General features: G+C 65.8%; 19 protein-coding genes. 4 read left to right on the top strand and 15 right to left on the bottom strand.

The annotated features are described in order from the left end of the window. Positions 1–4: 4 nt before the first annotated feature. The 5 genes from BM394_RS18215 to BM394_RS18235 all read right to left on the bottom strand — a co-directional run bounded on the left by BM394_RS18215 (position 5) and on the right by BM394_RS18235 (position 7,975). Positions 5–1,894, bottom strand: coding sequence for a helix-turn-helix domain-containing protein (locus tag BM394_RS18215; RefSeq protein ID WP_092980186.1), 1,890 nt, complete (start codon positions 1,892–1,894; stop codon positions 5–7). A gap of 116 nt (positions 1,895–2,010) precedes the next feature. Further along, positions 2,011–3,351 carry an MFS transporter gene (locus BM394_RS18220; RefSeq protein WP_092980077.1) on the bottom strand — a complete coding sequence of 447 codons (1,341 nt, stop codon included), beginning with the start codon at positions 3,349–3,351 and terminating at the stop codon, positions 2,011–2,013. A gap of 101 nt (positions 3,352–3,452) precedes the next feature. Continuing rightward, a complete protein-coding gene (locus BM394_RS18225; protein WP_092980079.1) occupies positions 3,453–4,232 on the bottom strand; it encodes a 3-hydroxybutyrate dehydrogenase in 780 nt (259 codons plus the stop codon). A gap of 237 nt (positions 4,233–4,469) precedes the next feature. Beyond that, entirely contained in the window at positions 4,470–5,870 is a 1,401-nt protein-coding gene (locus tag BM394_RS18230; protein ID WP_092980081.1) for a PepSY-associated TM helix domain-containing protein, read from the bottom strand. Positions 5,871–6,256: 386 nt separating this feature from the next. Beyond that, positions 6,257–7,975: a carbon starvation CstA family protein gene (locus BM394_RS18235; protein WP_092980083.1), complete on the bottom strand. Its 1,719-nt coding sequence runs from the start codon at positions 7,973–7,975 to the stop codon at positions 6,257–6,259. Positions 7,976–8,115: 140 nt separating this feature from the next. On the opposite strand from BM394_RS18235, the gene BM394_RS18240 reads away from it, so the two are divergent. Next, entirely contained in the window at positions 8,116–8,910 is a 795-nt protein-coding gene (locus BM394_RS18240; protein WP_217643581.1) for a hypothetical protein, read from the top strand. 22 nt (positions 8,911–8,932) lie between these two features. Here BM394_RS18240 and BM394_RS18245 read toward each other — a convergent pair whose 3' ends face one another. The 3 genes from BM394_RS18245 to BM394_RS18255 form a co-directional block, all read right to left on the bottom strand. Then, positions 8,933–9,844, bottom strand: coding sequence for an endonuclease/exonuclease/phosphatase family protein (locus tag BM394_RS18245; protein WP_217643582.1), 912 nt, complete (start codon positions 9,842–9,844; stop codon positions 8,933–8,935). 144 nt (positions 9,845–9,988) lie between these two features. After that, positions 9,989–10,666, bottom strand: coding sequence for an MBL fold metallo-hydrolase (locus BM394_RS18250; protein ID WP_092980088.1), 678 nt, complete (start codon positions 10,664–10,666; stop codon positions 9,989–9,991). 82 nt (positions 10,667–10,748) lie between these two features. Continuing rightward, on the bottom strand, positions 10,749–11,561 hold the full coding sequence (locus BM394_RS18255; protein ID WP_245780279.1) for a maleylpyruvate isomerase family mycothiol-dependent enzyme: 813 nt from the start codon (positions 11,559–11,561) through the stop codon (positions 10,749–10,751). Between the two features lie 428 nt (positions 11,562–11,989). Here BM394_RS18255 and uvrA point away from each other — a divergent pair, with 428 nt between their 5' ends. Continuing rightward, a complete protein-coding gene (gene uvrA, locus BM394_RS18260) occupies positions 11,990–14,851 on the top strand; it encodes an excinuclease ABC subunit UvrA (protein WP_092980091.1) in 2,862 nt (953 codons plus the stop codon). Positions 14,852–14,969: 118 nt separating this feature from the next. Here uvrA and BM394_RS23560 read toward each other — a convergent pair whose 3' ends face one another. Then, the gene (locus BM394_RS23560; protein WP_281246459.1) at positions 14,970–15,101 is read right to left on the bottom strand and encodes a hypothetical protein; all 132 of its coding nucleotides are present in this window, start codon (positions 15,099–15,101) and stop codon (positions 14,970–14,972) included. Positions 15,102–15,488: 387 nt separating this feature from the next. On the opposite strand from BM394_RS23560, the gene BM394_RS18270 reads away from it, so the two are divergent. Both BM394_RS18270 and BM394_RS18275 read left to right on the top strand, forming a co-directional pair. Continuing rightward, a complete protein-coding gene (locus tag BM394_RS18270) occupies positions 15,489–16,598 on the top strand; it encodes a J domain-containing protein (protein ID WP_092980096.1) in 1,110 nt (369 codons plus the stop codon). A 429-nt stretch (positions 16,599–17,027) separates the two neighbouring features. Further along, entirely contained in the window at positions 17,028–18,425 is a 1,398-nt protein-coding gene (locus tag BM394_RS18275) for a CynX/NimT family MFS transporter (RefSeq protein WP_217643583.1), read from the top strand. Between the two features lie 54 nt (positions 18,426–18,479). Here BM394_RS18275 and BM394_RS18280 read toward each other — a convergent pair whose 3' ends face one another. The 6 genes from BM394_RS18280 to BM394_RS18305 all read right to left on the bottom strand — a co-directional run bounded on the left by BM394_RS18280 (position 18,480) and on the right by BM394_RS18305 (position 26,833). Further along, the gene (locus BM394_RS18280) at positions 18,480–20,078 is read right to left on the bottom strand and encodes a beta-N-acetylhexosaminidase (protein WP_092980102.1); all 1,599 of its coding nucleotides are present in this window, start codon (positions 20,076–20,078) and stop codon (positions 18,480–18,482) included. Beyond that, the gene (locus tag BM394_RS18285; protein WP_092980105.1) at positions 20,075–20,971 is read right to left on the bottom strand and encodes a carbohydrate ABC transporter permease; all 897 of its coding nucleotides are present in this window, start codon (positions 20,969–20,971) and stop codon (positions 20,075–20,077) included. Before BM394_RS18285 ends, BM394_RS18280 begins: the two co-directional genes overlap by 4 nt. Next, the gene (locus BM394_RS18290; protein ID WP_092980107.1) at positions 20,968–21,954 is read right to left on the bottom strand and encodes a carbohydrate ABC transporter permease; all 987 of its coding nucleotides are present in this window, start codon (positions 21,952–21,954) and stop codon (positions 20,968–20,970) included. Before BM394_RS18290 ends, BM394_RS18285 begins: the two co-directional genes overlap by 4 nt. 183 nt (positions 21,955–22,137) lie before the next feature. Continuing rightward, entirely contained in the window at positions 22,138–23,424 is a 1,287-nt protein-coding gene (locus BM394_RS18295; protein WP_092980110.1) for an extracellular solute-binding protein, read from the bottom strand. A gap of 345 nt (positions 23,425–23,769) precedes the next feature. Further along, positions 23,770–24,900: a lactonase family protein gene (locus BM394_RS18300; RefSeq protein WP_092980112.1), complete on the bottom strand. Its 1,131-nt coding sequence runs from the start codon at positions 24,898–24,900 to the stop codon at positions 23,770–23,772. Between the two features lie 328 nt (positions 24,901–25,228). Further along, entirely contained in the window at positions 25,229–26,833 is a 1,605-nt protein-coding gene (locus BM394_RS18305) for an N-acyl-D-amino-acid deacylase family protein (protein WP_092980115.1), read from the bottom strand. Between the last annotated feature and the right edge of the window lie 51 nt (positions 26,834–26,884).

Here is a 26,884-nt window from a genome sequence, read left to right on the forward strand (position 1 = left end):
AGCCCTACTGCTCGTCGCCGGACAGCCGATGCAACCGCAGCGCCAGCTGAATCTCCAGGCCGCGCTCGGGAGTCCGCCAGTCCGGGCCGAGCAGTGCCGATACCCGATCCAGCCGTTGGGCGACCGTGTTCACGTGCACGTGCAACGCTCGAGCCGTTCTACTGAGACCGGCATCGTGCTCGAAGTAGCTTCGCAGTGTTTTGACCAGATCGGTGCCTTTGCGGGAGTCGTAGTCCAGTACCGCCCCCACGGTTCGACGTACGTAGCCGGAGAGATCACCACGGTCCCCCAGCAACACCCCCAGGAATCCCAACTCCGCCAGGGCCGCCCCCTCACCCGTGCGGCCCAGCGCGAGCAGTGCTTCCAGGCAGCGGCACGCCTCCTCGTACTTGCCCGCGATTCCATCCAGCCCCTCCACAGGTCCGGAACCGCCCACCGTGACCGGACGTGCCGCGCTCGTGCCGAGTGCTCGGGCGGCGTGCCGGGCCGCGTTTCCCGCATCCGTACCGGGAAGCACGAGAACCAGATGGTCGCCATGGGTACCCGCGAGCCCGCTGTGCTGCCCGACATAGCGCGAGGCCGTGGAAGCCAGTCGCTCGCGATCCGCGTTTCCGCAGCGAGAGACCAGCACCACTTTGCTGCCCTCGGGATCGAAGCCGACCCGTCTCGCTCTGGCCGACAGGCCACCGTACGCGCGTTCCCCCGCGCCGAGCAGCTCGGTGATCAGCTCTCCCCGCACGCGTTCCTCCGCCTCGGCGGTTCTGCGTCGGAGCAACAGCACCAGTGCGGTAACCACACCCGCGCGTTCGAACAACCGCCGATCGGCATCGGCGGGTTCGTGACAGCCCACCAGCGTCAGGCTGCCGAGCAGTTCGGGGCCGGCCAACGCCGCGCACACCAGGTTCGTCCGCCACGGCACCGATCTCCCGCTGTTGCGGGACTGCCGCACCGCCCGGCCGGGCCACGGCAACGAGTCCGTCGCCGCGCACGCCAGCTCGGTGCCGTCCTCGTCGTGCACCACGATACCGCCCCCGAGCACGTCTGCCACGGCTTTCGCGATGTCCTCCAGGCTTCCGCCGCGCAGTACCAGATCCGTGAGGCGGTCGTGGGCTCGTTCGGCACGTCGCATCGCCGAGTTGTGTTCACGGATGGTCTCGTGCGCGGCGTTGAGCTCCACCAACGCGTGCCGCGTCTCCTCCAGCAGTCGTGAGTTGTCGATGGCGATAGCGGCGTGGTCGGCCAGTGAGGACAGCAGCGCGATCTCGTCGTGCGAGTAGTCGCGTGTCGACCGGTCCGCGGCGTAGAGCACTCCGATCACCGAGCCACCCACCGACAGCGGAACTCCCAGGATGGCCACGAGCCGTTCGTCACCGACGGCGTGGTCGATGTCGTCGGTGTGCGTGAACCGCTCGTCCTCGAAGTAGGAGGGGGTGGCGTAGGGCCGGGCGGTCTGGGCCACCAGTCCGCCCAGACCTTCTCCCATCCCGAGCCGCACCTGCTGGAACAGCGCCGAGACGCACCCGTCGGTGACCCGCATGTAAGTGGTACCCGCCCGGGAGTCGTTGAGACTGAGATAAGCCACGTGGCTTCCCAGCAGCATCCGCGCGCGGTGCACGATCGCCCGTAACACCGCGTCGGGGTCGCGGACCCGCGCCAGGTCCCCCGCGGTGTCGAAGAGGGCGGCCAGTTCCGACTCGTGGCGGCGCCGTTCGTCGAGGGTGCTGCGGAGTCGTAGCGCCAGCTTCCCCGCCCGCTCCACGCGGTGCAGGTCCCGGGCGGGGAGCTGAGCACGCGCTTCCACCGGTACCTGTGCGAGCTGCTCACTGGTGCCGTCGCCCGCGAGCAGTTCGAACAGGTTCAGCAGGTAATCCGAGCAGGTGAGCATGCTCGTCATGGTCGGGGCGGGGTGGTCCCGACGGCAACCGAGTGACGAACGCGGTTCGGTTTCCGCCGCCGGTTCCTGGTCCCGGTGGTACGGGCTTCCCGCCGACACCGCCGCTCACCCGTCCTTTACCGCGCGATTTCGGTTTCCGCCGTGCTCTCGGTGTGCAGCGAGCTTCCCCGCGTCTCGGTGGCGAACAGAATGGCCACGGAGGTCACCGCCGCGCCCAGGGCCACATAGACCGCGATCGGTACCCAGCTGTCGAACGCGGCCAGCAGGCCGGTGGCGATCGTGGGCGCCAGCCCGCCCGCTATCACCGATGCCAGCTGGTAGCCGATCGAGGCGCCCGAGTACCTGACGCGGGTGCCGAACAGCTCGGACATGAAAGCGGCCTGCGGACCGTACATGGCCGCGTGCAGGATCAGGCCGCCCGTCACCCCGAGCGCGATCAGGGTGAACGACCCGGTTCCGAGCAGCGGGAAGAACGCGAAGATCCAGAAACCGGTTCCCACGGCGCCGATCAGATAGATCCCTCTGCGGCCGTACCGGTCGGACAGCGCACCCCAGATCGGGATGACCACGAAATGCACCACCGAGGCGACCAGGACCGCGTTGAGCGCGATCGATTCGGACAGCCCCAACTGTTCGGTTATGTAGGTCAGCACGAATGCCGTGATCACGTAGTAACAGACGTTCTCGACGAAGCGTGCCCCCGAGGCGATCAGCACCTCACGCCACTGCTCGCGCAGCACCCGAACGATGGGCGGTTGCTCGGGGGTGCTTCGCTGCTGCGCCTTGTCGGCGGCGTCCAGGAACACCGGCGACTCGCTGACCGACAGTCGGATCCACAGTCCCACCAGCACCAGCAGTCCCGAGAGCAGGAACGGGACACGCCAGCCCCACGCCATGAAGGCTTCATCCGACTGCACCGCTGACAGCACGGCCAGTACCGCGGTGGCCAGCAGGTTGCCGGTCGGTACCCCCGCTTGCGGCCAGGAGGCCCAGAAGCCGCGTCGTGCGCTGTCGGTGTGCTCGGACACGATGAGCACCGCTCCGCCCCATTCACCGCCCAGGGCGAATCCCTGCACCACTCGCAGCAGGGTCAGCAGGATGGGGGCCGCGACGCCTATCGCCCCGAAAGTGGGAAGCAGCCCCACCGCGAAGGTGGCACCCCCCATCAGCAACAGACTCAGCACCAGCAGTTTCTTACGTCCCAACCGGTCGCCGAAGTGACCGAACACCAGGCCACCCAGCGGGCGGAACACGAAGCCGATCGCGAAGCTGGAGAACGCCAGCAGCGTACCGATCAGCTTGTCCTCGGTGGGGAAGAAAGCCGTGTTGAACACCAACGCGGCTGCCGAGCCGTACAGGAAGAAGTCGTACCACTCGACAGTGGTGCCGATCATGCTCGATCCGACGATCCGGGTCAGTGAGGTGCCGGAGGGCGAATCGGATCGTGTCGCGTTCATGTCTCACTCCTGTTGTGCCGGGACACGAGTTGTGCGGATACCCGGTTGCCCGGGGGTCGGGAACCGGTACGTGGTGCGGCGGAACCGGAACCGGGTGAGGGTCACCGCGCGGTCCACGCTCCGTCGATCGGTATCGAGGCGCCGGTGAGATAGTCGGAGCCCGGCCCGCAGAGCCAACCGACCACTGTGGCTACCTCGTCCGGCTCGATGAGCCTCTTGATCGCGCTGTGTCGCAGGAAGACCCGGTCGGCCACCTCGTGCTCGGGGATGCCGTTTTCGCGTGCCTGGGCGGCGAGCTGGCCTTCCAACAACGGGGTTCGCACGTAGCCGGGCTCGACACAGTTGCTGGTGACACCGTGCGGGCCCCCTTCCAGCGCGGCCACTTTGTTCAGTCCCTCCAACGCGTGTTTGGCGGCCACGTACGCCGATTTACCCGCACTGGCCCGTACTCCGTGGACGCTGGAGATGTTGACGATGCGCCCCCACTTCCGCTCGTACATGTGCGGCAGGCAGTGGCGCATCAGCAGGAAGGGGGCGGTGACCATGACCTGCTGGATCTGTGTGAAAACGTCGGTGGGGAACTCCTGGATCGGCGCCACGTGCTGAATCCCGGCGTTGTTGACCAGGATGTCCACCTCGGTCGGCAATCGTGTGACTCCCGAGTCCTCCCGCAGGTCCAGTACGTGTGTCCGGCCGTCGACTTCGTTCGCGGCCGCCGTCGCGGCCCGCTCGTCGTGATCCAGTACGTGTACCAGACAACCCGCCGCTGCCAGTCGTTTCGCACAGGCGAACCCGATTCCGCTTCCCGCGCCGGTGACCAGCGCGGTCGAGCCGGAGAGATCGGCGAACCCGGTGGAAGGGTCCGGAAACTCCGTCGTCATGTCGGATCAGGCTAGACGCGGATCTCGACGTGATCGATGTGATGATTCGACACAGCCGTGGACTCCGAAGTGTGCCGTGTCCACATTGTCACGCCCGGAAGGGCACCCGAACCGCATCGCTCCGGACCGGTTGTGCGGAGCGGCGCGGACGGGCGGGATCCCCGTCCCCGGTGTGCGGGACCACGGTCGGGCCGAACGATCGACCCGACCGCACGTGACCAGCCTCGGAGCCGGGTGCTACTTCCCGCCGGTGCGGATCGCGTGCACCGCTCGCTCGAGGGCCAGGTATCCCAGCAGTGTGATGCCCAGCAAGGGGAGCAGCACCATGAGCAGTGCGAATCCGAGCAGTATCGGCAACGGGGCGTTGCGCACCACTGATCCCAGGCGCGGTGGCGCGCCGAGTGAGCCGGAGGGCCTGCGCAACAACCAGACCCGATAACCAGCGATGATCAGCACCAGCAACGCGACCGCGAGCGCGGTCAACAGCAGCTGCGTGGCCAGCCCGAACAACTGGGCCTGGTGAAAGTCGATCCCCAGCGAGGTGGCCTTGGCCAGCGGAGGGTACTCCGCCCATTCCACCCGGTCGACGATCTCACCGGTGTCGCCGTTCACGGCCAGCGCCGTGGGGTTCACCGGCCATCGGCTGTCGTCCTCCTCGACTTTCCACGCGTGTCCGGGGGAGTCGGGTGGCTCGAATATCACGACTCCGTTCAGTCCGGCCTCCCGCGCCGCGGTCGCCACCCGGTCTGCTCCGGCAGTCGTCACCTCGGCCGTGGCTGATTCGTCTACTGTGGCTCCACCGGCCTCCTCGGTCCCGGTGGTCGGGTGCAGTACCGTGGACACCTCGGGTGAGTCCGAGTCGAACTGACTTCGTGCCACGTCGACCCAGGAACCCGCGTACGTCGTCCACGTCAGGCCGGTGACTATGAGCAGTACCAGCCCCGCGGCGGCGGTGACTCCGACGAGCCCGTGCAGCGAACGCCACCGGGGACGTCCCGGCTTCCGGAACAGAAAGTTTCTGGCGAGAGCTCGGTTGTCGCGTGGCCACCACAGCACGAGTCCGGTGATTATCGATACCAGCAGCCAACTCGCGGCCAGTTCGGATATCGGTTCCGCGAATTTCCCTATTCGAAAGTTGGAATGCAGGTTACGCAGCCATTCGTCCGGCCGGTTCGATTCGGTTATACTGCCGGTGACTTCGGCCGAAGCCGGGTCGACGTAGACTGTCACCGTGCCTTTCGGCTTTTCGAACCTGTTCTGCTCGGCTGTTTCCGGGGCCAGGGTTACCGCCGTTGTCTCCTCACCCGCCGGAGCGGCAGGAGCGGCAGGGGTCACAGAGGATAATCGCAGTTCGGGCCGTGTTTCACGCGCCGAGGAGATCTGTTCGTCCAGCGGTCGCGCCGGGCCTTCGGCGGTCGCGCTGAGGGCCTGCCGGTGCAGGATGTGTTCCAGCTGCGGATTCCAGGCGTACAGAATTCCGGTAATCGCCATGGCGAACAAGATCGGGGCGGCCAGTACTCCGCCGAGAAAATGCACACGCCACAGCACGGGACGTATCGCCGCGCGTTGGCGGGCCCTTGGTTCGTTCGTCTCCCGTGTCCGGGAAACGGGGGTGGACTCGGTTGATCGTCGGGACACACCGGCTCCTGTCTTCGGCGGTCGGGTGTTACCCGACCGGTCGGGTTGGGCGTGTGTGGAGTTCCCACGATCATTGGAGTGTGATCGATGCCACCTCCGGTGTTCAACGGTTGATCACGTACTGGCCATCCGGTTCAGGGCCTTGGCCGGGCGGAGCGGGTGGCCCCGTGCCAACCGGGCGTGTCGCGAACATGCTGGTCAGGTGGTGTGGCTGTCCGTTGGTCCGTTCACGACCCCCGGAGAGCCGCACTCGGGAACGACACCCGATCGGCCGAATCGATTCCGTTGTGGCGTCTCGGCGCGTCGAGCCCGTCCCGAGCGGGCCTCCCCACGCGTACCCGGCGGGGTGGACGGATGACGGGCTCCTGCCGTCGGAGCCCGTCACATCATCCTTCCGTGGCGTAATGGTGGGAATCGGTGGTTTCGTCGCGACTGCGCACAGCTCTGCGCAGCGCTACTGCCGCTTCCACGATCAGCCACACCGCCAGCAGGAAGATGATCACATCCAGCGGGGCGAGTACCCACTGACCCTGCGTGACGAACTCGACGAGGTTCAGCGCCAGAGCCCATGTGGTCATCACCAGCAGGAACAGCAGCGGTACCAGTACCGCCAGCGGATTCCGCCTGTTCTTGGTCACCCACACCGCCACCACGGCCAGCGCGAGCCCAGCCGTGAGCTGGTTGGTGGTACCGAACAGTTGCCAGAGAACCCCGAAGGTGTAGCCCTTTTCGCCTCCACCGGGCAGCAACGCCATCGCCATCGGGATGACCACGGCAACCGTACTGGCCAGCGTCATGTTGCGCGCCAGCGGGCGAACCCTGGTGATCTCGCCGATCTCCTGCACCACGTAACGCTGTAGCCGTACGCCCGTGTCCATCGTGGTGGCGGCGAAACTGATCACCATGATCGTGGCGAATACCAGGCCGACGCTGATCGGCAGTCCCAGATTGTTCGCGAATCCGGCCACACCCCGTACGAAGTTCTGGGTCGCCCCGTCGGAGGCGGTGGCGAAGCTGGCGTAGAGGTTGTTCCACTCGACAGTCGAGCCCACCGCTCCCGCGGTAACCGCGAGCACCGCGGCGACCGCGAGCGATCCTTCACCCACGGCCCCCATGTATCCGATGTATCGGGCATCGGTTTCCCTGCCCAGCTGTTTGGAGGACGTGCCCGACGAGACCAGGCTGTGGAAACCCGACACCGCCCCACAGGCGATGGTCACGAACAGGAACGGGAACCAGCTCGGCGAGTCGGCGGGGACGTCGTTGATCACGGGTGCGACTATCCGGTCGAAGCCGACCACGACGCCCAGCAGGATCACGGCGAGCCCGACGAACAGTTGGTGCGAGTTGATGTAGTCCCTGGGCTGTAGCAACACCCACACCGGAAGTCGCGAGGCGACGAAGGTGTAGGCGAACAGGAAGACGACCCACAGTGTCCTGGGCTCCGCCCCGAGCGTGGCGGCGAGGGGATCCAGCGAGACGGGAAAGGCCATGCCGAGCAGGATCGTCAGATACAACACGATCACACCGATGATCGATGGCAGGAACGCCGAGGACCTGGTGTGATAGACGTACTGGCCGATACCGATGGCCAGTGGCACCTGTAGCACCACGGGCAGCACGGCAGCCGGGTTGGCCACGAACAGGTTGGCGATGACCACGGCGAACACGGCGTTGACCAGTGTCAGCAGGAAGAAAATGATCAACAGGAACAGTGTGCGAGCTCTTCTGCTGATCACGTCACGAGCCAGGGTTCCGATACTCTCGGCTCGGTGCCGTACTGAGACCACCAGTGAACCGAAATCGTGTGCACCCGCCGCGAAGATGGTTCCGAAAGTGATCCACAGCAGTGCCGGTCCCCAACCCCAGAACACCGCGATGGCCGGTCCCACGATCGGAGCGGCACCCGCTACCGAGGTGAAGTGGTGTCCGAACAGTACGTGCTTGTTCGTCGGTACGAAGTCGACTCCGTCCCCCCTCTGGTGGGCCGGTGTCACGAACTCGGGGTCCAAACCGTACACACGGCGTGCCAGATAAGCCGAGTAGTAGCGGTATCCGAGAGCGAAGATCCCCAGAACCACCAGGGCCGGAACGATCGCGGGCATGTCTCACTCCTCCGGCGTGGCTGCGGCGTCCGACAACGTGGTATAAGCCACCCACGGAGAGTATCTCCCATTCAGGGGTCACACACCAGGTTGAAAGGACAGAGCCGTTGCGGCAAATCCGTTCAGTGTGGCGAAAGGCGGTGACCGGCGAACTCTGCTGGGTGGACTCGGCGGGGCGTCCGAACGGGATCGCCGTGACACCGTTGCTGCGTGGTGAGGTGCCGTGTGTGGCGCTGCCGTACTCCCATCGTGCGACCGTTCGACTGTTGGCGGAGGCGACCGAGGTCGGTTTCGCCGTTACGGACGGACGTTCGCTGCGAACGGGGCAGGGGGGCCTGGTGGTCTTCGGTCCCGTCCGGGTGATCGATGATCTGTCGGGCTCGTTGTTCGGCGAACAGCTGCTCGAACAGGAGTTGCGCAAATACCCGCCCTCGCGTGCGCTCGTCGACAGCCTGCTGCTCCGCCGCGAGAACTGGTGGTGGATGCCACGAGTGGTCGTGGAGTTGTCCGGAGTGAACCGTGCCGTCGAATCCGCCCGCCGTGACGATCCCGCGCGAAACGCGTTGTTGATTCACGGGTCGGAGACCGCCGCGGTGAGCACCGTGGCACTCGGTGAGCGCAGCTCCGGCCGTATGGAAATCACCTCGTTGGATGATGCTTTGCCCCTCGACGGGGGAACGGGAATGGTATTCGGGTACGACTACACCAGTACCGACCTCGAAAGATGGGAAAGCTGGCGGTTTTCCGGTTCGTTGCGGCGTGGCGGGTTCGAAATCTCGCACGGGGAGGGGACACCCGGCGAAAAGTCCCGTCCCCTCGGGCTGTTGGAGCGGATTCGGCGCAGGCACAGGATCGCCAAAGCGTGTCGCGGTGAGATAACCGTCGCCGAACGTCACACGAACGGGGGTTCCCGAGAGGTGTCGTGGACCCCGTGACCCGAGCGGGAAACCGAACTTTTCAACTCGGGATTCGCAGTTCCGCGAGCACCGGAAGGTGATCGGAGGCCGTGCTGGCCACCGTCGTCGAACAAACGATCTCCGTCTCCCGGGACGCCGCTATGTGGTCGAGCCGCACCCGCGGTCCTCGCGCCGGGTAGGTTGGCGCGCCGGTGTGTCCCGCCGTGTCGCGAAGCCGCTTCCAGAGCGGAGCCAGTTCCGGAGCTCGCGAGGTGGCGTTGAGATCCCCGAGCAGCAGTCGGGGCGTACCCGGATCGTCCCGATCCAGGGCGGTCACGATCTCCCTCACCTGGATCCGTCGCGTCCGAGGGCGTTTTCGGTAGTCCAGATGAGCGGCGTAAACGTGCACGGCGGTTCCGTTGATATCCACGACCACTTCGGGAAATCCCGGCAGTCTGACGGTGCTCTCGGAGGGGTGTTGAGTGCTCCGCCTGGTCATCCGGTGGTTGGTCGCGGAGAGCACGGGGTGTTCGCTCAGTACCGCCAGGCCGAACCGTCGTTTCGGATACCTCGGCCGTGGCGGGGGAAGAGTGTAGATCGGCGCGAAGAACGCGCGCATCCCCAGTCTGCTCGCCAGCACTCTCGCCTGGTCGCGCCAGGCGCTGCGCCGTGACCAGTGCACATCCACTTCTTGCAGGGCTACCACCTCGGCTCCCGATCGCTCGATCACCGAAGCCGTCCGTCGCGGATTCAACCTCCCCTGGGAGTCACGGCCCGAATGGATGTTGTACTGCATCACCCGTAAGTGTGGACTCGGTTGCCCGCAACCCGCTGCCGAACTCGAGGACGTCGAGCTCGAGGACGCCGTCGCTTGTGGTGACGGCAGGACCTCTGGTGCTGCCAGCAACAGGCTCAGCACGATGACGGTGTGGCGGAGCACGCTCCCACTCTGCGGGATCAGCTCGTCGTCCACCGCGCTCAGCGTCGGTGTGTCGCCGGATCCGGTGCGATTCGACAGGGGGCTACCGTTCGGGAGCGCGGCCGGTCGAGGTGTTCTCGGCCGGCCGGAACCCGCGATGGGCGAGCCTCGTCCGTCGGCTCGTCGGCCGATCGGTGCTCACCAGCCACGTGCCCGCCACTCGGATAGTTTCGGACGCTCGTTCCCCAGGGTCGAGTCGTCACCGTGGCCGGGATAGAACCACGTGTCGTCGGTGAGAACGCCGAAGACCCGGTTCTCCACGTCGTCGAGCAGCGAGCGGAAGTCCTCCGGTGTCCCCGTCTTGCCGACCCCACCGGGAAACAGCGAGTCCCCGGTGAACAGGTGCGGGTGCCCCACCGGGTCGCGGTAGAGCAGCGCGATCGAACCAGGCGTGTGTCCCCGCAGGTGCACGACCTCCAGCGCGGACTCGCCCACCTGGATGGTTTCGCCGTGTTCGACCTCCCGATCGGGAGGGACCGGAAGCGGTTCCGAGTCCAGGGGATGAGCCACGGTATAGGAACCGGTCTGACCGGCGATGGAACCGAGTGCTTGCCAGTGGTCCGGATGCCGGTGCGTGGTGACGATGGTGCGCAGTCGCGGACGGTCCTCGTCGTGGCCGAGCAGGTCGGTCAACCGCTCCGGATCGTCGGCCGCGTCGATCAGCAACGCGTCCCCGGTGCGCCTGCAGGTGAGTAGGTACGCGTTGTTGTCCATCCGTCCCACGGAAATCTTGGTGACGGTCAGCGCGTCCAGCCTCCGCCGCGCGGCGGCCCCGCCCGGCTGCACGTGTCCGGTGTAGTGTTCCTGGATCTCCACGACGGAGAGCCTAGTAGGACTCCGTCGTCCCGGTTCGCCGAGGTTCCGGGCGGGCCGAACCCGTTGGCCCGCGCGGTGGCGGTCACAGCCACGATGGCAACTCGGGAGGGGTACCTGCCAGCTGCTGGGGGCCGGTTCTGCCCAGCAGCCATCCCAGGGCGGCTCCCGGAGTGCCCCGCACCCGGTGCTCCGGTGAGTTCGGGGTGCCGAGCCGCCACACACTGCTGCTTCCGTCGGTGAACTCGACCTCGAGGGAGAGCGGCGGGACATCGGGGCGCCCGCCGAACTGCCGGACGGCGTCGTTGAGCAGCCATTCGATCTCCTCGCGCGGTATGTCGTCGAATCCGAAGCCGTGATTCAGATCCACCGAGTGCACCCGTACCTCGAACAGGCGGATCCGTGGTATCTGGTGCGCGGGGATCGACTTTCCCGGGGCCACTTCCACCTCGGCGTACCACGCCGGCTCCGGCAGCGTTCGGAAAGCCTCCGCCAGCCGCCCCGAGGCGGCCGCCACGTCCTCCAGCAGCAGTCGGTGGTTTCGCAGGCTGCCCTCGGAGATGTCGGCGTCCCTGTCCTGTCTGCTGGCGTACATGGCGTGTTCGACACCGGTGCGTGCCCACGTCAGCAGGTTGACGCACCCGTCGGCGTTGCGGGCCAGGTGCGAGATCACGTGTGCCCTGCTCCAACCGGGCAGCAGGCTGGGCTCGTGTACCGAAGCGTCGTCCATTGCCTCCACCGTGCTCAGCAACCCGGCAGTGGCCTGCTGCACGGCTGTCAGCAGCTCTTTTCGGCGAGGGTGTCGCCGAGCCACTTCACCGTCGGCGTATTCCTCGTACTCGAGATCGGTCATGCTTCCCCGCCTTCGCGTGGCCTCGATGTCGTCGTCCCGAGTCATCGGGGCGGGGTGGTAGTACCGGCTTTGGACGAGGATAGGCGTCCCCGCACCCGTGGCGGTAGTCTCGTGGGGCCGTGAAGTCGGCGCGGAGCCCGCTGGTGGCTGGGGCCGATACGCATATATCACTCACCAGAGTGAAGTTCGCGTGGTTGTTCCCCGCCCCGGAACCGGTTCGGAATGCTCGTCGCGTTCGTGACGTTGTTCGCCGCGTGCGGAGGTGTCCGGGTCCCCGTTCGGGGTGGACCGCGTCGAGCCGTATTGTCGTCCCGCTGCAATAGCATGGGCGCGAACCGCGCCCCGCGCCCACCGAGCGACGGTTGTTCGGGTATCGGGAGCCGCGGGCGGGATCGTGGTGAAGTGGCGACAACGGCGGCCGCCGCATCACAACGTGCATCCGCAGACCACATACTTTGTGAAGGGATCTTCGAGTGGCTGACCGCCTAGTCGTCCGCGGCGCTCGTGAGCACAATCTCACCGGGATCGACCTCGACCTGCCGCGTAACAGCCTGATCGCTTTCACCGGCCTGTCCGGGTCCGGCAAGTCGAGCCTGGCCTTCGACACCATCTTCGCCGAGGGACAGCGCCGGTACGTGGAGTCGCTGTCGGCCTATGCCAGGCAGTTTCTGGGGCAGATGGACAAACCGGATGTCGATTTCATCGAAGGACTGTCCCCCGCCGTGTCCATCGATCAGAAGTCCACGAGCAAGAACCCCCGGTCGACCGTCGGCACCATCACCGAGGTCCACGACTATCTGCGGTTGCTGTTCTCCCGGGCGGGCAAACCGCACTGCCCGGAGTGCGGGGACCCCATCAGCAAGCAGACTCCGCAGCAGATCGTCGATCAGGTTCTCGCGATGCCGGAGCGTACCCGGTTCCAGGTGCTGGCTCCGGTGGTACGGGGGCGCAAGGGCGAGTACGTCGACCTGTTCGAGCAGCTGCAGACACAGGGATACGCACGTGTGCGCGTGGACGGCGCCGTATATCCGCTCGAGTCGCCACCGACGCTCAAGAAGCAGGAAAAGCACGACATCGCCGTGGTCGTGGATCGGCTGACCGTCAAGTCCGAGGCCAAGCAGCGACTCACCGACTCCGTGGAAACCGCGCTTCGGCTGGCCGACGGGTTGGTAGCGCTGGAGTTCGTCGACGTCGAGGAGCACGACGCACAGCGGGAACGCAAGTTCTCGGAGAACTTCGCCTGCCCGAACGGGCACCCCTTCGGAGTGGAGGAGCTGGAACCACGGGCCTTCTCCTTCAACTCCCCCTATGGAGCGTGCCCGGACTGTACCGGGCTCGGTATTCGCAAGGAGGTCGATCCGGAACTCATCGTTCCCGACGAGGATCTCTCGTTGTCCGAGGGGGCGATCGCGCCGTGGGCGGGAGGCAACACCGCCGAGTACTTCACCCGTATGCTGACCGCGCTGTCGGAGTCGGTCGGCTTCCGGATGGACACCCCGTGGAACCGGTTGCCCACCAAGGTCAAAAAGGCCGTGCTGCACGGCAGCACCGACCAGATCCACATGCGCTACCGGAACCGTTACGGCAGGCAGCGCTCCTACTACGCCGCCTACGAGGGCGTGATCCCCTTCCTGGAACGCCGGTTGGACCAGACCGAGTCCGACTACGCGCGGGAGAAGTACGAGGGCTACATGCGCGATGTGCCCTGTCCCTCCTGCGCGGGTACTCGGCTCAAACCGGAGATCCTGGCCGTCACCGTGCACAACCCCGAAATGGGGGAGATGTCCATAGCCCAGGTGAGTTCGTTGAGCGTGCGGGAGTGTTCGGCGTTTCTCGACGGGCTGGTGCTGGGCGAGCGGGAACAGATGATCGCCGGACGAGTCCTCAAGGAGGTGCAGGCCAGGCTGGGTTTCCTGCTCGACGTCGGGCTCGAGTACCTTTCGTTGGATCGACCCGCGGGCACGCTCTCCGGCGGTGAGGCACAACGGATTCGGCTGGCGACCCAGATCGGTTCCGGGCTTGTCGGAGTCCTCTACGTACTCGACGAGCCCTCGATCGGGCTACATCAACGTGACAACCACCGCCTGTTGGACACCTTGAACCGGCTGCGTGACCTCGGCAACACCCTGATCGTGGTCGAGCACGACGAGGACACGGTGCGCAGCGCCGACTGGGTGGTCGACATCGGACCCGGCGCCGGTGAGCACGGCGGACGTGTCGTACACGCCGGTCCGGTCGCCGAGCTGCTCACCAACGAGAAGTCGTTGACCGGTGATTACCTGGCCAGGCGCAAGCGCATCGAGCTTCCCGCCGAGCGCAGGCCCAGGAACCCCAAGAACCAACTGACCGTGGTCGGGGCCAGGGAAAACAACCTCCGGGAGATCGACGTATCGTTCCCGCTGGGCTGTCTGATAGGCGTTACCGGCGTTTCCGGTTCCGGCAAGTCGACTCTGGTCAACGACGTACTGGCCTCCTCGTTGGCCAACAAGCTCAACGGTGCCCGCACGGTTCCCGGCAGGCACAAGCGCATCAGGGGGATCGACAACGTGGACAAGCTCGTCCAGGTTGATCAATCCCCGATCGGGCGTACGCCCCGTTCCAACCCGGCCACCTACACAGGGGTGTTCGACCGGATCCGGAAGCTGTTCGCGGCCACCACGGAGGCGAAGGTTCGGGGGTACCAACCAGGCAGGTTCTCGTTCAACATCAAAGGGGGACGTTGTGAGGCCTGTGCCGGCGACGGAACCCTCAAGATCGAGATGAACTTCCTGCCCGACGTCTACGTCCCCTGCGAGGTCTGCAAGGGGGCTCGCTACAACCGGGAGACCCTCGAGGTCCGCTACAAGGGCAAGACCATAGCGGAGGTTCTCGACCTGCCCATCGAGGACGCGGCCGAGTTCTTCGAGCCGATCACCGCGATTCACAGGTATCTGAAGACGTTGGTGGACGTCGGACTCGGCTACGTACGTCTCGGCCAGCCCGCGCCCACGCTGTCCGGTGGCGAGGCACAGCGGGTCAAGCTCGCCAGTGAACTCCAGAAGCGCTCGACGGGCCGGACCGTCTACATTCTCGACGAACCGACCACGGGACTGCACTTCGAGGACATCCGCAAGCTGCTCGGTGTGGTCAACGGTCTGGTTGACAAGGGGAACACCGTGGTCGTGATCGAGCACAACCTCGACGTGATCAAAATGTCCGACTGGCTGCTCGACCTGGGGCCCGAAGGCGGTAACGGTGGTGGCACGCTGGTCGCCGAGGGAACACCGGAACAGCTGGCCGAAGTCGGGGAGAGCTACACCGGCCGGTTCCTGGCGCCGGCGCTGACCGAGCACTGACCAGTAGTTCGTCGGTGCGCGCTCCGGCCCTCGGGCCGGAGTGAGTCGATCAGTGGTGCTTGTGGTCGGGCATGCCCCGTAGGGCGCCGTTGGTTTGCCACGTACTGCCGGATGACGATCAACGGAGCACCGTCGCAGAGGCGGCGACGAGATCCTCTCGCCCGCCACCGACGAGTACGGCCACGACGTCGAGCTTGCCCCGGAGCTTGACCCGGAGCCGGGGCTGTCGGCGTTCGCGGTGGACCAGCACGGGCAGGTTATCGGCAATCCCCGATTCCCCGCTCGGAAGATCGCCCGGCAGCACGCGAAGGTGGCCGACGCTCGCGCCGACTGGCCAAGAGCGTGCACGACGTGTCGACGGGCCCAAACCACTGTCGGTACGCGCATGGGGATGCCCGTGCGGCGTGGTCCACGACCGCGACCGCGATGCCGCCACCGGCATCCCCGCCGCCCACAGCGGGGAGCACGTCAAATCGGGAACCGGACCCCGGGCGAGATCGACTACTGTGTACTCTCTTTCCCCGCGTGTCGGTGTGCACCCTCAGGGGAAAACGCCTCTCGTTCGACGATCCCCGGGACGCCCATCCGAGCGCGGTCGCATCGTCACAGTGTCGGAACGGAAGGTGGGCGCGACAGCTTGAGCGGGGTCGACTACTACGAGCTGCTCGGGGTGACTCGTGAAGCCTCCGCCGCGGAGATCAAGTCAGCTTATCGGTCGCTTGCCCGTGTGATGCATCCCGATGCCGGGGGCACGGCGGACACTTTCCGCTCGCTGCAGGAGGCGTACGAGACTCTCAGTGATCCGGTGCGTCGCGCGGCATACGATCGTGGCGACACCGTCGACGCCGGTGGGCGTGACACCAGTGGCGCTCCTACCGCCCGCCGCCGTCGTTCGCGGGACACCGACAGGCGTGATTTCGGTGCCGACCCGAGTTTCGTGCCGCCCGTTCCCGAGCCCGACGTGGCACGGCTGCAGTGGTGGACCGAGGTCAACCCCGATCAGCCGGTGCGTTACTTCCCCCGTGCCACGTACAGCCGAGGCGAAGTGCTCACCACCATCGGTGGGTGGGCCTTGTTGTTGCCCGTGGTGTTGGTCAGCGATGCCTGGCCCCTGATGTTGGTGCTGTGGCTGATGCCCGCCGTGGCTGTGGCCGGGGTGTATCGTCACGTTCCCGAATATCTGCCCCCGGCCTCGGAAGACCGGGTCTTTCTGTCCGAGTTCGGCCGTTCCGTGGTTTTCGGCCAACCCGAGGGGGTACGTGGCGAGTACGGTGAGCGTTTCACCGCGGGGTTATTGGCCGACTACTTCACCAGACTGCCGGGGGCCAAGGTATTCCACGGGCTGTCCTGGCCCGATTCGGTCTTCGCGGACATCGACCACGCCGTGTTGTGCGGCAAGCGACTGGTTCTGATCGAATCGAAGATGTGGTTGCCCGGCCACTACACCGCCGATGCCGACGGCACGCTGCGTCGGAACGGGGGCAAGTTCAGGGGTGGGGGAACCAGGCTCGCGGAAGGCATCGCCGCTTACCGGGAACTGCTCGACGACATCGAGGTCGTGGGCGCGCTCGTGCTCTATCCGAGTCGAGCGGGTGAGATCACGGCGAGTGAGTCACCGACGAGCGCTCCCGCGCCTCCCATGACCCCCGAGGGGTTCGTCCGGGAGATCGGGCATTACCTGGCACGGGATCCTGCCAGCGTGCATCGTGACGCCTTCCGCGCCGTGTTGGCCCGCGTCGTTCCCTGAGGATTTCCACCGTTGGCGCTCCACGCCTGATTCGCGGTTATCCCCGGTTTTCCATCACCTGTTTCGGAATGCCGAAGGGTGATAAAAATGATCTTCTTGAATCCCGCCGTCGGTGCGATGGCTGCACTCGCGTGCCCCCGTGGTCGTGTGCCGGTTTCCCGGGTCGGGATCAGCCGACCCGAAAATACGAACAACAGAGCGGTATAATTCGTATTTTTTGGCTCCGAATGATGATCTTGATCGTCGTCGACGGATGTTTCCTTCTCGGGAAGAATCGTTAATTTCGGACTGAATTTTCCCTCTATCTACGGTCGCTCGAAAGAATGACAAAGTGTTGACCGGCCGTTTTCTTTGTTCTGGGTGTTCTATGAAGAAAATTCATTTGGTAATGTCGCTTCGCAATTCCCGGAAAATGAAATGTGATTCATGTTGAATGACACTACTGGATCCGCCGGGAACCACTCCGGCGTTTCGAACAGGAACAAGATCAACATCCTCTCGTTTTTGCTGTCCGCATCCGGAATACTGATCGTCGCGATCAATCTGCGTCCCGCGATAGCTTCGGTGGCGCCATTGGTGGGGCAGATCCAGTCGGATACCGGTTTGTCGAACACCGCTACCGGACTGCTCACCACGGTTCCGCTGCTGTGCTTCGTGCTGCTGTCCACCACCGCGCCACGATTGGGAAGGCGCTACGGCGAGGAACGCACCATAGCGGTGGCACTGCTGTTGCTGTTCGCCGGAATCCTGCTGCGAGTGGTTCCGGCCTCCGCCGCGTTGTTCGGTGGAACGATACTGGTGGGCATCGCCATCACGGGCGGAAACGTACTCCTTCCCACAGTGATCAAGAAACGTTTCGGCGCGCAGAGCGGCGTCATGACGGGGCTGTACACGATGGGAATCAGTATCGGTACCGCGGCGGCAGCCGGACTGACGATTCCCTGGCAGCATTTCACCGGCCTCGGTTGGCGCGCCACATTGGCGGTGTGGGCCGTTCCCGCCGTGCTGGCCGTTGTGCTGTGGCTCCCCCAGCACCGTGATCCGACGGGTTCCACGGCGGACGCCATCGGTGACGCCCGGGGCGGACAAGCCTGGCGGAGTCCGTTGGGGTGGGGTGTCACCGGCTTCTTCGCTCTGCTGTCACTGACGTTCTACACCGTCATCGCCTGGTTGCCGAAGATACTCACCGACAACGGTATGGACCCCACGACCGGTGGCCAGATGCTTTCACTGGCCAATCTCGTCGGGATTCCCTTCTCGCTGGCGGCACCCATAATGGCGGCCCGCAGCAGCCGTCAGGTCTGGATCACCACGACCTTCCCCGCCATGTTGCTGATCGGGTTGCTCGGGCTGACCCTGTCACCACGAAGCGGTGCACTGCTCTGGGTGCTGGTGCTGGGGGTGGGGCTCGGCGGGACGATCGGGATCGGATTCATGCTCGTCGTCCTGCGCGCGGCTGACGCGAGGGGGGCCGCCGCACTGGCGGCGATGTCGCAGACGGCCGGGTATCTGGTGGCCGCCACCGGGCCGATACTCACCGGTGCGCTGCGCGATCTCACCGGATCGTGGACACTGCCGTTGCTTTCGTTGTGCCTGCTGGTCGCCGTTCAAATCCCGGTGGGGATCTACGTGGGACAGAGTCGCCAGTTCGGTGCGACGGCCGACGCCGGCCGCGTGGTACTGCGCTCCCGGGCCCCGCGGCCGTACTACGTGGACGCCGAGGCGGGACTCGCCAACACAGGAGAGGAGGACTCGCGGGATTCGCACGCCTCCGACGCGGACAGGGGGGTCAGGCAGAAAGGTGAGCCGGCCGGACGGGACACCTGAGGCGATCGGTGACACCACCGGCTGGTGCCGCGGTCGCGTCGATCGGCGGTCCGCTCAACGCGGTTTACCGGGTACGCCCGGGCGCCGTTGCCAGGGCAGTGGTCCCTGTAGCGGCCGGAACTGTACTCCGAACGCCGTCAACCGTGCGAGATGCTCCGTGGTCAACCGAGTCCGGAAGTCCGAGAAGTCCCGGACGGCGGTAGACGACCAGGCGACCTCGGCGAACGCGCACAGTCTGGGAAAGGCGGCGTAGTCGACCCTGGAGGGCGAGTCGAGGTGCTCGGTCCACACCTGTGCCTGTGCTCCCAGCACACGCCGGGACAACGCACTCGGTGACTCGGCCGGCACCGGATCGTAGGCGTAGACGTCCTCGAGAGTGTTCACGAATCCGACCGGAACCGGCTCCTCGGAGCCCGCTGCCTGTCGATGGTCCAGGTACACCCGCTGCTCGGGGCACATGACAGTGTCGTACCCCGCCCTGGCAGCCCGGACTCCGCCCTGCTCGTCACGCCACGAGGCGACGATGCTACCGGCCGGCAACGATTCGCCGGAGTCGAGCATCTCGTCCCAGCCGATCGCTCGTCTGCCGCTGGCGTGCAGGTGCTCGATGATCCGGCGCAGGAACCAGCCGTGCAGCTTCGCGGGTTCCGAGAGACCGAGCTGCCTGCTGCGTCGCACGCACCGTGGGCTGCGTTCCCACTCATCGGTCGGCACCTCGTCGCCTCCCACACAGATGACGGGGGAGGGGAATACGCTGAGCACGTGGTCGAACACACGGCAGAAGAACTCCACCGTGCTTTCCTCCACGTTGAGTACGTGTTCGCTGATCCCCCAACCGGTCCACACATCCAACTGCCGGTGTGGTTCGTTGCCCAGCTCCGGATAGGAGGCGATGGCAGCCTGGCAGTGGCCCGGTACGTCGATCTCGGGGACGACGGTGATCCGGTGCTCGGCCGCGTAGGAGACGATCTCTGCCAGGTCCGCTCCGGTGTAGTAGCCCCCGTGCGGGCGTTCGGTGCGTCCCGCTTCGGGGCCGGCACCGAGCTGTGAATCCTTTCGCCAGGCCCCTACCTCGGTGAGCCGGGGCAGGCCGGGGACTTCGATCCGCCATCCCTGATCGTCGGTCAGGTGCAGGTGCAGCACGTTGAGCTTGTGCGCCGCCAGCAGTTCGACGAAGCGCAACACCTCTCGCTTGGGCATGAAGTGCCGCGCGAGATCAAGGTGACAGCCACGCCAGGAGAACCGGGGCCGGTCCTCGATCTCGCCGCACGGCAATCGCCACGGTCCCCGGCGCGTCGGCGCCGCGCGCCACGCGTCGGCTCCCAACAGCTGCCGCAGGGTTTGGGCCGCGTAGTGGGCACCGTCCTCGTCGTGGGCACGAATCCGGATTTCGTGCTCGGTGATGTCGAGCCGGTATCCCTCGGGGGCGTCGATTTCCTCCGGGGCTATCAGGAACGTGATGTCGGCGTGCTCGGACTCGCGAAGCGGTAGTCCGACAGCCGCGCCCACGTGTCGGCGAAACCAGTCGCACGCGGCGGAGTCGCCCGCGAGCGTGGTGTCGCCGTCCAGCACGAAGCTGCCCCGGCCGGGGCGCACCACTGTGGGGCGGGGAATCACCGAGTCCAACGGAAGGGGAGAGGCATTGCTGCTCACGCTTTCACCGCCCCTGCTATGCCGGAGACCAGATGGCGTTGTACGAACACGAAGAACACCAGGACCGGGATCGTCATCAGGGTGGATCCCGCCATGATGGCGCCCCAGTCGTTGCCCGTCGGTTTGAAGAAGACCAGGATCGCCAACGGGAGTGTCTGGTTCTCCGTCGCCGAGATGATGAACGTCTTGGCGAACAGGAAGTCGTTCCACGCGTGGATGAAAGACAGTACGCTCATCGCCACAAGTCCCGGGGCGACCAGGGGAAAGAGTACTTGCCACGTGAATCGGAACCTGCCCGCTCCGTCCAGTGTGGCGGCTTCTTCGAGCTCGGCCGGAACCGCGGCGACGAAGCCGCGAAGCATCCATATCGCGAACGGCAGGCTGAAGGCCAGGTGCACCAGAATCAACGAGCCGAGGTGGTTCAACCCGAACCAGGGGGCTACCGAACCGACCGAACGCATCAGGAAGAACAGCGGAATGGTCAGTGCCTCCACCGGAACCATTTGCGCCACCAGAATCATGATCAGCAGCACGGTTCGACCGCGGAAACGGAACCGTGTAAGTGCCACAGCGGCCAGAAACGACATCACGAGCGAGATCAGCACCACGACCCCGGCAACGATCACGCTGTTCAGGAAGTACCTGCCGAAATCGTCCACGGTGAACACTTGCCGGAAGTTTTCCAGCGTGGGCGAGAGCGTCCACGGGCGCGGATCGGTGGACTGGATCTGCCCGTCCGGTTTGAAGGCGGTGAGCACCATCCAGTAGAGCGGAAAGGCGATGGTGGCCGCCACGAGCACCGTCGCGATCTCGGCCAGTGTTCTCCCGGGGCGTTTTCCCGGCAGTACGCGGCCGATAAGACCCCGTTTCGGGGCGCGTGCCGCTGTGGTCATGTGTTTTCCCCCGTAGTTCGTTGTGCCCACAGGTAAATCACCGTGATCAGCAACAGCAACCCGGTCATCACCACTCCGATGGCCGAGCCGAGTCCGTAATTCGATCCGGCGAACGCCTCCTGGTAGGCGTAGACGTTGAGTACGAGATTCTGTCCCGCGATTCCGCCGCCGTCGGTCATCACGTATATCTGTGTGAAGATCTTGAAATCCCAGATGATCGACTGAATGGTGGCGATGATCAGAAGCGGTCGTAGTATCGGCAGCAGCACGCTTCGGGCGGTGCGCCAGGTCGAGGCCCCGTCCAGTGAGGCGGCCTCGACGATCTCGCCGGGTATGGCCTTGATGCCCGCGTACATCGTCACCATCACGAACGGGAACGAGCACCAGATGACCTCACCGGCCACCAGGCCGAATGCGGTGAACCGGTCGTAGGTCCAGGAGAATCCCTCCATACCCTGCCAACCGAGCCCGCTCAGCACTTCGTTCACCAACCCGAAGTTCTGGTCGAACAAGAAGAGCCACACTGTCGAACCGGCAACCGCCGGGGTCGCCCAGGCACCGAGCGCCGCGAGGAAAAGCAGGGTGCGGGGAAGCCAGCGGACCCTGCCGGCCAGCACGGCCAGCGCGATCCCCACCGACAGGCTGCCCAGCACGCAGACCGCGGCGAACCCACAGGTGTTGACCAGCACCATCCAGAAACGACTGTCGCTGAGCAGCGTCGCGTAGTTGCCCAGCCCGAGGAACTCCAGCGGTGCCCCACCGCTCGCCTGAGCCTGTCCGTACTCGTACAGCGACAGTTGTACGAGCTGGTACAGCGGGTAGGCCATCACCGCGATCAGCAGCACCCCCGCGGGGGCCAGATAGAGCACCGCGGCGCGGGCCTGTCCGTTGCCCCCGGAACGACGCCGGCGGTGTCCGTGTCGTGTTTCAGTGTCCCCTGGTGGCGTTCTCGGGTCGGATTCGGTGGTCAGCTCGGCTGTCATCGGCTGGAACCTTCTGGATCGGGTGGTGGCCGGCTTCCCCGCGGTGCTCTGTCAGGTCTCGCGGTGCCCGCTCGGATGCGGCTGCCGCTCGGGGGTCTTCGGTGCGACCGAGCCGAACGGCCCCTCGTGGTCCGCCCGCGAGGGGACCCGAGCGAGCACCGCGGAAATCGAGTCGACGAACTCCTACCGGTCGCCGAATGCGCTGTTCATCCGTTCGGCCGCCCGCTGGGTGGCCGGACGGACCTCCTCGCCGGTAGCGATCCGCTGTGCCATCGTCGGCAGGATCTCCTGCGCGTCGATCTCGGACCACGCCGGCGTGCTCGGAACGAAACGGGTTCCGGCCTGCAGCGTGTCGATGAACGGCTCGATGGCCGGATCGTCGGCTGCTACCTTGTCCTGCACGTCCTCGAAGGTGGGCAGATAACTCATCGCCTCGTACATCCGGCGCTGGTATTTCTTGCCCGCCAGCACCTTGATGAATTCCTGGGCGAGGGTGGAATGGTCCGAGGACCGCAGCACTCCGAGCAGGTTGCCACCCGCGAACGCGGGCGCGATAGAACCGGTTCGTTGCCCCGGAAGCGGCACCACGTCGTACTTGTCCCCGGCGGCCCCCTCGTTGACGGCGGTTCGGTTGAAGTCCCCGCCGATGGTCATGGCCGCCTTGCCCCCAGCGAACGCCTGGACGCTTTCGGTGCCGGTCAGTTGCGCACACTGGTCCGGTGGGCAGATCGCCGGATCAAGCAGGCTGGTATAGGTGCGTACTCCGCGACGGGAGGCCTCGCCGTCGATGGCGGACCGCCACGAGCCGTTCCCGCGCTCGGCGAGTTCACCACCGGCTGCCCAGATGAACGGCATCATCGCGTAGGTGTACTTGCCGCCCGCGGCGATACCGTACATGTCCGGCCGTTCCGAACGGATCCTGCGAGCGGTCTCGACGAGTTCACCGAGACTGCGCGGTGGTTCGAGTCCCAGCTCGTCGAACACGTCGGTGCGGTAGTACAGCGCCCGTACGCCGGTGAACCAGGGGACTCCGTAGACCTTGTCGTCGACTTTGGCCGTATCGAGCACCGAGTCGGAAAGGTCGGTCGCCGCGGGCCAGTCCTCGATCATGCCGGTGAGATCCGACATTCCGCCTGCCGTGACGTAGCTGGCGAGGTCGGTGTTGCCGAACTCCGCCACGTCGGGGGCGCTGGAGGGGTCATTGAAGGCGCCGGTGAAACGTTCCGATCGCGTGTCCACCGCGATGTAGCGGACTTCGACGGTGACGTCCCGGTGGTTCTTCTCGAATTCCTCCACCGCGGCGTTGACCACCTTTTCCTTCGGGTCACGGTTGGCCTCGTCGAACAGCCACACCCGAAGGGTTCCGGTGCGGCTGTCCGCACCGGAGTTCGATTGATCCACCTGGGGTGGCCCGCATCCCACCAGCAACGTCGCCACGATCGCGGCGGTGGCCAATTTCCAGAACCGCATGACACCTCCGTTGCGTTGAATGCAACGTCTGTTCTGTTCTGTGCAATGTGCTCGATGCTAAGTGGGCCACTGAGTGGACACAAGGTTTAGACCTGTAAAAGGAGACAACTTCTTCCGGGAGTGCGGTGGGTCCACGGTGGAACAGCCGCTGTCTCCCCGTGCTCCGCCCGCCACCGCAGCGGGATGTCTCGGGATGCTCTCGTCCGGGCCGCTCGGTGCGACGTGGTCCGACGGGAGGACCCGAGCCGCCCGGCGGGAGGGCGGGAGACAGGTTTCACCACCTCCCTCTCCGCCGAGGCGGGACACCTTGGTCCCGCCGGGGAGCGGGCCGCCGCCACCGGTGCGCTACAGCGCGACCACGGCGACACCGGGAACCTCCACGGAGTCGACCACCTGGCTCAACGAGCCCGTCGTACAGTCGCGCGAGAACCTGGTAACCGTTCCCGAGTTCTGGTTGGCCACGTGGAGCCAACGTCGAGTCCGGTCCAAAGTGCAGTGCCGAGGCCAGTCCCCACCGGTATCGGTCGTGCCCGTCAGGTGCAATCGTGTTCCCCGGTCGCTCACCTTGAAGTGAGCGACGGTGTTATCGCCCCGATTGGTGACGTAGCAGTCGTCGTCGCGAGTGACGACGATCTCCGCCGGATAGTTCTCCCCCGCGGCGTCCGGTGGGCGAGTGCTGACACTCTCGCCCAGCTCGAAAGTTCCCGCCGCGGCATCCCAACGCAGTACCGTCACCGTGCTGGCCAACTCGTTGAGCAGGTAGGCGTGCCTGCCGTCCGGATGAAAGGCCAAGTGGCGAGGTCCGCTGCCGGTTGGGGCGGACAGCCGTTGGTTTCGGTGCAGCTCGCCTGACGCGGTGTCCAGCCGGTAGGTGAAGACCGCGTCCGCACCCAGATCGACCGCCACGACCCAGCGTCCGCTCGGATCGGTGATGACCTGATGTGCGTGGGGCGCGCGCGGTTCGGAGGTGTGCCGAACCAGATCCGTCGATTCCCCGACGCCGCCGTCCACCTCCAACCGGTGAACCGCGACAGTGCCGTCGGTGTAGTTGGCCGTCAGCAGAAACCGTCCGCTGGGATGCACGCTGAGATGCGTCGGCCCCGCGCCTCGGCTGGAGCGTGTGTTGATGATCCTCGGGTGCCGCGGATCCCACAGGCTCAGCGCCGTCACGGTACCGTCCGGGACCAGTTCGTTGGTCGTGTAGAGCACATGCCGGTCGGGTGAGAACGCCAACCACGAGGCGTCGGGTACTCCCTCGAGCGAACGGATCGGTCGCAGTTGTCCCGAACTCAGGTCGTGGGAAGCGACGTCGAAGCCCCTGCCCGGGGGGTCGGTCCAGCTGAAGCTGCCCAGGTAGGCGGGTCTGTGGTCACCTCCGGTGCGTGCCGCGGCAGCGGTGGGCAGAGCGGCCGCCGCTGCCCCCGCCGCGCTCAACGAGGCCAGAAACGTGCGCCGATTCAGTGCGTTCGTCGACATGACTCTCCTGTTTCCCCGCGGTGCCCGGAGCCCGCTCGCTCCGGTCCGCTGCGCTTCGTCTCCTCGCGGGGTGCTCCGCCGAGAACCGACGGGCCGGAGCGGAGTCCCCGCCTCGGTCCGAACACGGGCGTCCTACCGTTCGGTTGAACCCCTGTGCCGATCTCCGTCGACTCAGTGTGCCCCAGCTCCCGACGGTGGACTAGACCAAAATTCACGGTGGCGGATTCCGGACAACTTCTTGACCGGGTCCGGAGGTACCGCTCGGGTCACCCGCTGGAACGTCTTTTCCGGACAGCGCTCGCGAGGGAGGGAGCGGAGGACCCCTCTCTCAGGCGGTTCCCCCGGTGCCGTGCCGCAGCGCTCGTCCCGGTGTGGCGTCGTTGCGGTTCCCGTGCTCGAGCACGGGAACACCGTTGACCATTACGTGGCTGATTCCGCTGGGTCGCGCACGCGGTCGTTCGAACGTCGCGTTGTCGCGGATCTCGTCCGGGTCGAACAGCACGAGATCCGCGACCATGCCCCGCCGTACGAGTCCTCTGTCGGACAGCCCGAGTCGGAGTGCCGGCGTCGAGGTCATGTGGCGGATGCACTCCGGGAGATCGAGCAACCCGAGCTCCCGCACGTATCGCGCCAGATAACGCGGGAACGTCCCCCAACCGCGGGGATGTGGCCGTTCACCGAGCAGCAGGCCGTCGCTGCCGACGGTGTGCATTCGGTGTCGCATGATGGCACGCACGTTCTCCTCGTGACCGACGTGCATCAGGCAGGAACTGCCCAGTTCGTCCGACAGCAGGGTGTCCAGGTAGAGCTCTCCCGGAGGTACCCCTTCGGCATCGGCCGCGGTCGCGATGTCGCGTCCGACCAGGTGACCGGTTCTGTCCGGGTGCCGTACCCCGTTGATCTCGATGGCGCTCCAGTCGATCGGTACGCCGTGCGCACCGTCGGAGCCTTCCACCTCCATCTCACGCAGCACACGGCTCCTGCTGTCCGGATCGGACAGCCTTCGTAACGTTGCTTCGACACCACCGCTGAACATCCAGCTGGGAAGCAGGGCGTGCAGCGAGGTGCACCCCGCCAGGTAAGGGTAGGAATCCATCGTGATCCGGACTCCCGAGTCCAGTGCCTCGTCCAGCATCGTCAGCAGTTCGGGAGCGCGGCCCCGGTTCACGTCGAAATTCACCGTCGCGTGTGCGAGGTGCAACGAGCAGCCGGACTGCCGGCTGATCCGGATCATCTCCTCGTAACCGGCAAGGGCGCCGGCGCCGTAGCTGCGGTGGTGTGGGCAGTGGTAGCCGCCGTACTCGGCGACCACCTCGCACAGCGAGGCGAGTTCGGATGTCGTGGCGTACATGCCGGGTGCGTAGGTCAGTCCGGAGGACATGCCGAACGCCCCCTCGGACATGCCCCGCGCCAGTTCCTCGCGCATCCGTGCCAGTTCGGTTTCCGAAGGGGGGCGGTTTTCCGAGCCCACACACAGCATCCGGAGCGTGCCGTGCGGAACCAGGTACGCGGTGTTCGTGGCGACCCCTCGGTCGATGCGATCCAGGTACTCGCCCACACCACGCCAGTTCCAGTCGAAGTCGGCTGGATCGCCGTTCCAACCCGCCAGCTGGGTACGCAGGTTCCGCAGCGTTCGATCGTCGACGGGAGCGTAGGAAAGCCCGTCCTGACCGATCACCTCCGTGGTCACCCCTTGTGCCACCTTGGCGGTGTGCCGGTGATCGGTGAGCAGCAGCAGGTCCGAGTGCGCGTGCATGTCGACGAATCCGGGGGAAAGGACCATACCGTCAGCGGCTATGGTGCGTCTGCCGCGCAGACTCCCGGGGCTGTCGACGGCCGAGATACGACCCGCGCCGATCGTCACGTCGGCTTCGAAGGGTGGTGCTCCGCTGCCGTCGACCACCACCGCGCCCCGAATCAGGATCTCGTCCATCCTCGCCTCCGTTCCGGTGTGTTCCCGACACCTTCTCGGTTTCCGTCGAGC

Source organism: Actinopolyspora lacussalsi subsp. righensis, from assembly GCF_900116555.1.
Classification (GTDB): Bacteria; Actinomycetota; Actinomycetes; order Mycobacteriales; family Pseudonocardiaceae; genus Actinopolyspora; species Actinopolyspora lacussalsi.

Coding starts and splice junctions, on each gene's coding strand:
- BM394_RS18215 (WP_092980186.1), bottom strand. CDS start 1,894: ATGACGAGCATGCTCACCTGCTCGGATTACCTGCTGAACCTGTTCGAA.
- BM394_RS18220 (WP_092980077.1), bottom strand. CDS start 3,351: ATGAACGCGACACGATCCGATTCGCCCTCCGGCACCTCACTGACCCGG.
- BM394_RS18225 (WP_092980079.1), bottom strand. CDS start 4,232: ATGACGACGGAGTTTCCGGACCCTTCCACCGGGTTCGCCGATCTCTCC.
- BM394_RS18235 (WP_092980083.1), bottom strand. CDS start 7,975: ATGCCCGCGATCGTTCCGGCCCTGGTGGTTCTGGGGATCTTCGCTCTC.
- BM394_RS18255 (WP_245780279.1), bottom strand. CDS start 11,561: ATGACTCGGGACGACGACATCGAGGCCACGCGAAGGCGGGGAAGCATG.
- BM394_RS18285 (WP_092980105.1), bottom strand. CDS start 20,971: ATGACCACAGCGGCACGCGCCCCGAAACGGGGTCTTATCGGCCGCGTA.
- BM394_RS18290 (WP_092980107.1), bottom strand. CDS start 21,954: ATGACAGCCGAGCTGACCACCGAATCCGACCCGAGAACGCCACCAGGG.
- BM394_RS18295 (WP_092980110.1), bottom strand. CDS start 23,424: ATGCGGTTCTGGAAATTGGCCACCGCCGCGATCGTGGCGACGTTGCTG.
- BM394_RS18300 (WP_092980112.1), bottom strand. CDS start 24,900: ATGTCGACGAACGCACTGAATCGGCGCACGTTTCTGGCCTCGTTGAGC.
- BM394_RS18305 (WP_092980115.1), bottom strand. CDS start 26,833: ATGGACGAGATCCTGATTCGGGGCGCGGTGGTGGTCGACGGCAGCGGA.